Consider the following 7,786-nt stretch of genomic DNA (forward strand, 5'->3'; position numbering starts at 1 on the left):
CCCGATGAGACGTCCGGTCTTGCTCGCCGCTGCCCTCTTGGCGGCCGGCTTCGCAGTGGTGGTCCCGGCGAACGCCGCGGCCACGTTCACCAGCACCATGGTCAACCAGGCGAGTGGCAGCTGCGCCACCGTCCCCAACGGCGACAGCGCCGTCCAGCTGACCCAGACCGCCTGCACCTCCGGTGCCGGCCAGTCGTACACGTTCACCCCGGCGTCCGGTGACGCCTACACCATCGGCACCTTCACCTCCGGCAGCTGCGTCGACATCTACGGCGCGTCCACCGCGGACAACGCCGCGGTGATCCAGTACGCCTGCCACGGGGAAACCAACCAGCAGTTCCGGCTGCAATCGGTCGGGACGAACACGTTCAACGTCGTCGCCGTCAGCTCGGGCAAGTGCATCACCCCGGCGAACAACGCGCTCGTCCAGCTGCCGTGTTCGAGCGCGAGCGCCTGGCGCGTCCCGGGCTACACCCCCGGCACGTCCGACGCCTATCAGGGCATCCCGAACCTCGCGCCGAACGCGTGCAAGAACTCCGGGCTGCCGCGGTCGTACGGCACGAACTTCCAGACGCCGAACGACCCCTACGGCCAGGGCTTCCAGAACACGACGGCGATCGGCTGGGACGGCAACTACTGGCCGGTCTTCAGCTACCTGTCCGGCTCGTTCTTCGCCCGCGGCGTGAACACGACGTACAACGGCCTGTGCGGCGGGATGTACTCGTTCAGCGCTTACACCTACGGCGGCAACCCGGGCGCGCAGTCGGTGCAGTGGACCGAGGACAACGGCTACCTGCCGGCGATGACGACGTCCCGGACCTCGGGCAGCGTCGGGATCACCATCAAGAACTTCGCCGACAAGGTGACCATCAACGGGTCCGCGGTCATGCTCGTCTACACGCGGGTATCCATCAAGAACAACGGCTCCGGCTCGGTGACGGTCCCGCCAGGCGGTTCCGGTCCGGGACTCGTCCGGCTCACGGCGTCTACATTGGACACGGTCGCGGCCGGGCAGACCAGCAACCACGACTTCGTGGTGGCCGTGGACAACTTCGGCAGTGGCGTCGCGCTGCCGACCGGCTCCACGCTGTCGTCGAACGCCCCGAACTACGACACCGCCTACGGCCAGATGACGTCGTACTGGAACTCCCGGCTGGCCGAGACGAACACCTTCAGCCTGCCGAACACGACGCTGCCCAACACCGGGAACCTGGCGAACCCGGGCACCGCGATGACGAACGCCTACAAGGCGGGCACCGTCTACAACCTGATCATGCAGGTGGGCAAGGCGCAGTTCTCCGGCGCCAACAACTACAACTGGATCCTCAACCACGACGTCCCCGGCGAGCTGACCGCCAAGTTCCAGACCGGCGACTTCCGGGACGCGCGCAACCTGCTGCTCACCGCCCGAATCTCCCAGCAGGACAACTGGGACGAGGTCGGCGCCAACTGGTACTGGGACGGCGTCTGGAAGACGATGGGCTCCTGGGCGACGTACCTGGCGAAGACGAACGACACCGCGTTCGTCAGCCAGTACTTCAACGACACCGGCTCGTGGGGCCCCAGCCTCCGCACCATCGCCCGGGTGAAGTACCCCGCCCAGCTCGCCTCGGACGGGACCCTGCAGGCCAACTTCGACAACGACTCCACCGGGCGCTGGCTGTTCAGCAACTTCTCGGCGTTGCAGATGCTGGCCTCCTACAAGTACATCGCGACCAAGATCGGCCAGACCGCCGAAGCGACGTGGGCGAACACCGCCTACACCTCGCTGCTGAACGCGTTGAACACCGTCGTGGGCCGCAACCAGTCCGCGAACGGGTTCAACTACCTGCCCTGCGAGGTCGACAAGCCCAACAGCGCCAACCGCTGCAACACCTTCAACGACGCCAACTGGGCCTCGCCCGGGTGGGTCGGGCAGAACCAGTGGTCGACGATGCTTTCCGGCGGCATGCTGACCGGCATCATGGGCGACCCCGGCCAGATCGACCGGATGTACCAGTGGGGCTTCGGCCGGCTGTCGGCCAACGGCTACCCGTTCCCCACCTTCGGGGCGTTCAACGGGTACTCGACGGCGTACAACACTTCGTACTCCTCCGACGGGCTGTACTCCAACAACTACCGCGACCTGCCGATCACCAGCTACGCCTGGCAGCTCAAGACCACCACCGGCGGCCCGAACGCCTGGTGGGAGGCCAACGGCAGCGGGCCGAGCTCGGCCAACCCGTGGATCGGCAGCCACGCCGGCCCGCAGTTCGGCGCGTGCCCGTACGCGTGGCCGATCGCCGGGCAGCAGCAGGGCCTGCTGGAGTCGCTGGTCGCCGAAGGACTGGCGGCGAGCGGCTCCGGGCCGTACACGTTCACCCGGCCGCTCTACATCGGCCGCGGTGTGCCGAGCGCCTGGCTCACCCCCGGTCAGACGATCTCGGTCGGCAACCTGACCAACACCTACGACGTGGCCTCGGGCAGCCGGTCCACCTACGGCGTCTCCCTCGCGGTGGGCGGCTCCAGCGGCGCCCGCGTCGTCACGGTGACGCTGTCGGGCACCCTGCCCGGCGGTGCGGTCGCCATCCAGCTGCCGGTGTTCCTCTCCACCGGCGTGAACTCGGTCAGCGGCGGCAGCTACGACGCCGCCACGCACACGGTCACCGCGAGCGCGAACACGGTGACCATCACCCTCGCGAGCTGAACCTCCCCGGGGTGCGCCGGGGGCGCGGCGCACCCCGCCCCAGCGAAAGGCGCGATGATGCGCGAACCCACGTTCGACCGCCGCCTGCTGCTCAAGGCCGTGGGCGCCCTTTCCGCGAGCGCGGCGCTGGCCCCGGCGTTCGCCGGCACCGCCGCGGCCGCGGCCCGTCCCGACATCGGTGTCTCGGTGTTCCCGTTCCCGCTCGGCGCGGTGCGGCTGCAGGCCGGCCCGTTCCTCGACAACATGAACCGGCAGCTGGCGTACTTCCGGTTCGTCGACGCCGACCGCCTGCTGCACACGTTCCGCACCAACGCCGGGCTCGCCAGCTCGGCCCAGCCCTGCGGCGGCTGGGAAAGCCCCGCCACGGAGCTGCGCGGCCATTCGACCGGGCACCTGCTGTCCGGGCTGGCCCAGGCGTACGCCAACACCGGCGACACCGCGTACCGGACCAAGGGCGACTACCTCGTCGACGCCCTCGCCGCGTGCCAGGCCGCGTCACCGGGACGCGGCTTCCACGCCGGCTACCTCTCGGCGTTCCCGGAGAACTTCTTCGACCGGCTGGAGGCCGGCCAGTCGGTCTGGGCGCCCTACTACACACTGCACAAGATCATGGCCGGGTTGCTCGACCAGTACCTGCTGGCCGGCAACCAGCAGGCCCTCGACGTGCTGCTGCGCAAGGCGGCCTGGACGAAGGCCCGCACCGATCCGCTGTCGGTCACGCAGATGCAGGCGGCGCTGCGCACGGAGTTCGGCGGCATGCCCGAGGTCCTGACGAACCTGTACCAGGTCACCGGCGATCCTGGTCATCTCGCCACGGCGCAGCGGTTCGACCACGCCCAGATCCTCGACCCGCTGGCCGCGAACTCCGACCGGCTCGCCGGGTTCCACGCCAACACCCAGATCCCCAAGATCCTCGGCGCGATCCGCGAGTACCACGCGACCGGGACGACCCGCTACCGCGACATCGCGGTCAACTTCTGGCGGATCGTGCTCGACCACCACTCGTACGTGATCGGCGGGAATTCGAACGGAGAGTACTTCCAGACGCCGGACGCGATCGCGGGCCAGCTGTCGGACACCACGTGCGAGGTCTGCAACACCTACAACATGCTGAAACTGACCCGGCAGCTGTTCTTCACCAACCCGGCGCCCGAGTACATGGACTACTACGAGCTGGCGCTGTTCAACCAGATCCTCGGCGAGCAGGATCCGAACTCGAGCCACGGGTTCGTCACCTACTACACGCCGTTGCGCGCCGGCGGGATCAAGACCTACGCCAACGACTACGACGACTTCACCTGCGACCACGGCACCGGCATGGAGTCGCAGACGAAGTTCGCCGACAGCGTCTACTTCTTCGCCGGCGAGACGTTGTACGTCAACTTGTTCATCGCGTCGGTGCTGACCTGGCCGGGCCGCGGGATCACCGTCCGGCAGGACACGACGTTCCCGGCGTCGTCCGGGACGAAGCTGACCATCGGCGGGTCCGGGCACATCGCGCTGAAGATCCGCGTTCCGCGGTGGACGTCGGGGGCGGTCGTGAAGGTCAACGGCGTCGCCCAGGGCAGTCCGGCGCCGGGGGCCTACTTCACGATCGACCGGACGTGGGCACCCGGGGACGTGGTCGACGTGTCGGTCCCGGCGTCGCTGACGTTCCCGCGGGCCAACGACGACGCGGGCGTCGGCGCGGCGAAGTACGGCCCGATCGTGCTGGCGGGCCAGTACGGGTCGACGAACCTCGGCGCGCTGCCGACGTTGCAGACGGGGACGGTGAAGCAGGACCCCGCGAACCCGCTGCGCTTCACCGGGACGGCGAGCACGGGCGCGGTCACCCTGCTGCCGTTCTACGCCACGCACCACCAGCGGTACACGGTGTACTGGCGGCTGACCGGCACGCCGCCGGCCGGGACGTCGTACGAGGCCGAGGCGGGCACGCTGGGCGGTCAGGCCGCGGTGCGGAGTTCATCCGGTGCTTCGGGTGGTGCCCTGGTCGGCTATGTGGGCGGTGGTTCGGCGAATTACCTGCAGTTCAACGGCGTGAACTCGACTGCGGGCGCGCATCCGGTGACGATCTTCTACGCCTCGGGTGAGGCACGGTCGTTGACGGTGAGTGTCAACGGTGGTGCCGCGGTCTCGGTTGCCACGCCGGGCACTGGCGGGTGGGACACGGTCGGGTCGGTGCAGGTGACGCTGACGCTCGCCGGGGGCGCGAACACCATCCGGCTCGGCAGCAGCTCGGGCTGGGCGCCGGACATCGACCGGATCGTCGTCGGCTGAGGAGCGGTGAGGGCCACCTCGGCGACCCCGAGGTGGCCCGCACCGCCTCACTGCGCGGGTTCGCCGGACGGGACCGGGAGCGGGGTGCCGAGGGCCACCGGGGTGCCGAAGTTCGGCGTGCCGTCGGCGTTCCAGGTGAACTTCTGGGCGCGGGTGGTGCGGTTCGTGTCGCACCCGCCGTTCACGGAGTTGTTGGCGTGGTACACGATCCAGTCCTCGGTGCCGTCGGGGGACTTGAAGAACCCGTTGTGGCCAGGGCCGAACACCGAATTGGCGGCACTGCGCTGGAAGACCGGCTGCGCGGACTTGACCCACGACGACTGCTGCAGCGGGTCGCCGCCGTTGTAGGTCAGGATGCCGAGCTTGTAGTCGGGAGTGGAGCAGTGACTGGCGGAGAACACGATGAACGTCTTCCCGTTGCGCTGCAGCACTTCGGCGCCTTCGTTGACCGCGCCGCCCACGGTCTCCCAGCTGTAGGTCGGCGACGACAGGATGTGGCGGGTTCCGCTCGCCGTCCACGGGTTCGACAGCGGCCGGATGAAGTCGGGCTGGGAGCCGTTGTAGAACGTGCCCAGCAGGTACAGCTTCCCGTCGAGCTGCAGGATGCTCGGGTCCAGCTCCCAGGTGTTGTCCTGGGTGGGGTCGAGCAGGTCGGCTTTGAAGCTGTACGGGCCCATCGGGTCGGTGCCGGCGCTTTCGAGCACGTGGATGCGCTGGGTCCCGAGGTCGTAGGGTTCCCGGCCGGCGACGTAGTACAGGTACCAGCGCGGCCCGTTCGGCCCGGTGAGCAGGTGGAATTCGGGAGCCCACATCGTCCCGGCGCCGTTGGGCCGGGTCAGGGTGAAGACGACCGTGTCCGGCGCGGCAGCCAGCCCCCCGAGCGTGCGGGACTTGCGCATGGTGATCGTCGAGTTCCACGTCGTCGTGGCCAGGTAGTAGTAGCCGTTGTGGTACTGCAGCCACGGGTCCGGCCCGTGCTGGCTCAGCGGGTTGGTGAAGGTGGCCGCGCTCGTCCCGGCGGCGATCCGCCAGACGCCGCTCGCCGCCGTCGTGCACGGCAGCTGCACGAGCCCGGTACCGCTCGCCGCCGGGGCGACGCACTTCCCGGAACCGACCGAGACGACCGTGAACGTGTTCGTGCCCGCGGGCTGCAGGCGGAATTGCTGGTTCGTCCCGGAATGGCAGGCGTACTGGATGACGGTGGCGTTGTCGGCGGTGGACGCGCCGAAGACGTCGACGCAGCTGCCCGCCGTCATCGTCGCAATGGTGTAGACGTCGGCGCTGTTCTGATAAGGCGTGAAGGTGAAACGCTGGTTCGCCGCGGAAGAACAGCCGCGCTGGACGAGCTGCACCGCGCTCGAATCGTCGGGCACCTCGGCGCAGTTCCCGCTGCCCTGGTTCACCATCGTGCTGCTGAACGTGGTCGCCGCCCGCGCGGGTGCCGCCACGAAGAGGCCGGTCAGCAGAATTGTCACAGCCAGCCACGGTGATCGCCGCATTGTGCCCTCACATCGACCAGAAGGAGAGAAACCCGGAGCCCGTGACCTTACGCCGGAAATGACCGCGTGAAAAGAAAGAACAGCCGATTCCCAGTCCCGGGAATCGGCTATCCAGTGCTGCTTTCAATGGATTACCTGCGTTTGAGGTAGCGGTCGAAAAACGCGCTGAGGCTCGCCCGCTGGCCGGCCGTGCTCCGGTCCGGGTCGACGGTTCCGATGAACGGCGCGATCGACGCCGGGTCGAGGCCGAGCAGGGGGAGGAGCGTCTGGTAGTCGGTGTAGCTGAAGTGCTCGCCGTCCGGGAGGTGCCGCGTCCGGACCGGGCCGCGCTGGTGGGCGAGGAACTCCTGCCACGAAGGGTCGGACGCCGCGCTGTGGTCACCCGCGCTCAGCAACAGGAAAGGCTGATCAAGGCCTTCGTCGGCGGCGCGGCCGTATTCGCGGTTCGACTGGGAGTACGACATGCTGCCGTCGAGGTCGGCCCCGGCGTCGAGGCGGGCGTCCGACACCATCGTCTCGGCGGTGGTGAACCCACCGGCGGAGTGGCCGAACATGCCGGCGCGGGAGACGTCCGGCGTCAGCCCGGCCGGGAGCGCGCGCTGCTCGGCGTCCGGATTCCCGCCGCGGGCCAGGGTTTCCAGCGCGTCGAGGACGAACCGGGTGTCCGCCACGCGCGTGGCGATCAGCTGCCGGCCGGCGTCGGGGCCGGAGGGCAGCACCCGCCGTTCGACGCGGCCACCGGGGAACTCCACCGCCGCGGGCTCGTGCGTGTGGTCGATCGCCACCGTCACGTAGCCCTCGCTCGCGAGCTGCTCGAGCTGCGCGGTCCCGACCGAGCGGGGGTACTTGGCGCTGGGCGAATAGAGCACGACCGGCCGCCGCCCACCGGCCGCGGGAACGCCGGTGCGGGCGTGCGTGGCGAAGGTGTAGTCGAGCCGGTCGGCGGCGATGCCGAGCGTCCGCGCATCTTCCTCGGCGATCAGCTTCGCGGCTTCCGGTGCCTGGTAGGGAGTGTTCGGGCCGCCGCCGGAGCGCGCGGGGTACCGGACGGTCACCATGAGTTCCCGGGTCGTCCCGGCGACCCAGGGGTCCGGCCGCGCGTGGTCGACGAGGTGCAGGTCGACGCTGCCCACGGCATGGGGCCCGGTGGGCGCGGGCAACGCGAGCCGGGTGGCCGCGGCCGCGGAGGCGGGGAGCGCGGTCAGGAGAAGGACGCCGGCGAGCCCGGCGACGAGTGGTGGGTTTCGCATCCTTTGACCGTATTGACGGCGAAGGTGCGCCACATCGGGATGATCACCGAGATCGACCCGGTCAGGGCTGTGGC

General features: G+C 69.3%; 4 protein-coding genes. 2 read left to right on the forward strand and 2 right to left on the reverse strand.

Annotated elements, in window-relative coordinates:
* The first annotated feature begins 4 nt into the window (after nt 1–4).
* Both ACFVYA_RS19705 and ACFVYA_RS19710 read left to right on the forward strand, forming a co-directional pair.
* The gene (locus ACFVYA_RS19705) at nt 5–2,686 is read left to right on the forward strand and encodes an RICIN domain-containing protein (RefSeq protein WP_387046718.1); all 2,682 of its coding nucleotides are present in this window, start codon (nt 5–7) and stop codon (nt 2,684–2,686) included.
* A gap of 57 nt (nt 2,687–2,743) precedes the next feature.
* A complete protein-coding gene (locus ACFVYA_RS19710) occupies nt 2,744–4,963 on the forward strand; it encodes a beta-L-arabinofuranosidase domain-containing protein (RefSeq protein WP_387046720.1) in 2,220 nt (739 codons plus the stop codon).
* A 47-nt stretch (nt 4,964–5,010) separates the two neighbouring features.
* Here ACFVYA_RS19710 and ACFVYA_RS19715 read toward each other — a convergent pair whose 3' ends face one another.
* Nucleotides 5,011–6,438 carry a family 43 glycosylhydrolase gene (locus tag ACFVYA_RS19715; RefSeq protein ID WP_387046722.1) on the reverse strand — a complete coding sequence of 476 codons (1,428 nt, stop codon included), beginning with the start codon at nt 6,436–6,438 and terminating at the stop codon, nt 5,011–5,013.
* Nucleotides 6,439–6,593: 155 nt separating this feature from the next.
* Nucleotides 6,594–7,712: an alpha/beta hydrolase gene (locus ACFVYA_RS19720; RefSeq protein ID WP_387046724.1), complete on the reverse strand. Its 1,119-nt coding sequence runs from the start codon at nt 7,710–7,712 to the stop codon at nt 6,594–6,596.
* Nucleotides 7,713–7,786: the final 74 nt, after the last annotated feature.

The organism is Amycolatopsis sp. NPDC058278, from assembly GCF_042881395.1.
Taxonomy (GTDB): Bacteria; Actinomycetota; Actinomycetes; order Mycobacteriales; family Pseudonocardiaceae; genus Amycolatopsis.

Coding starts and splice junctions, on each gene's coding strand:
- ACFVYA_RS19710 (WP_387046720.1), top strand. CDS start 2,744: ATGCGCGAACCCACGTTCGACCGCCGCCTGCTGCTCAAGGCCGTGGGC.
- ACFVYA_RS19720 (WP_387046724.1), bottom strand. CDS start 7,712: ATGCGAAACCCACCACTCGTCGCCGGGCTCGCCGGCGTCCTTCTCCTG.
- ACFVYA_RS19705 (WP_387046718.1), top strand. CDS start 5: ATGAGACGTCCGGTCTTGCTCGCCGCTGCCCTCTTGGCGGCCGGCTTC.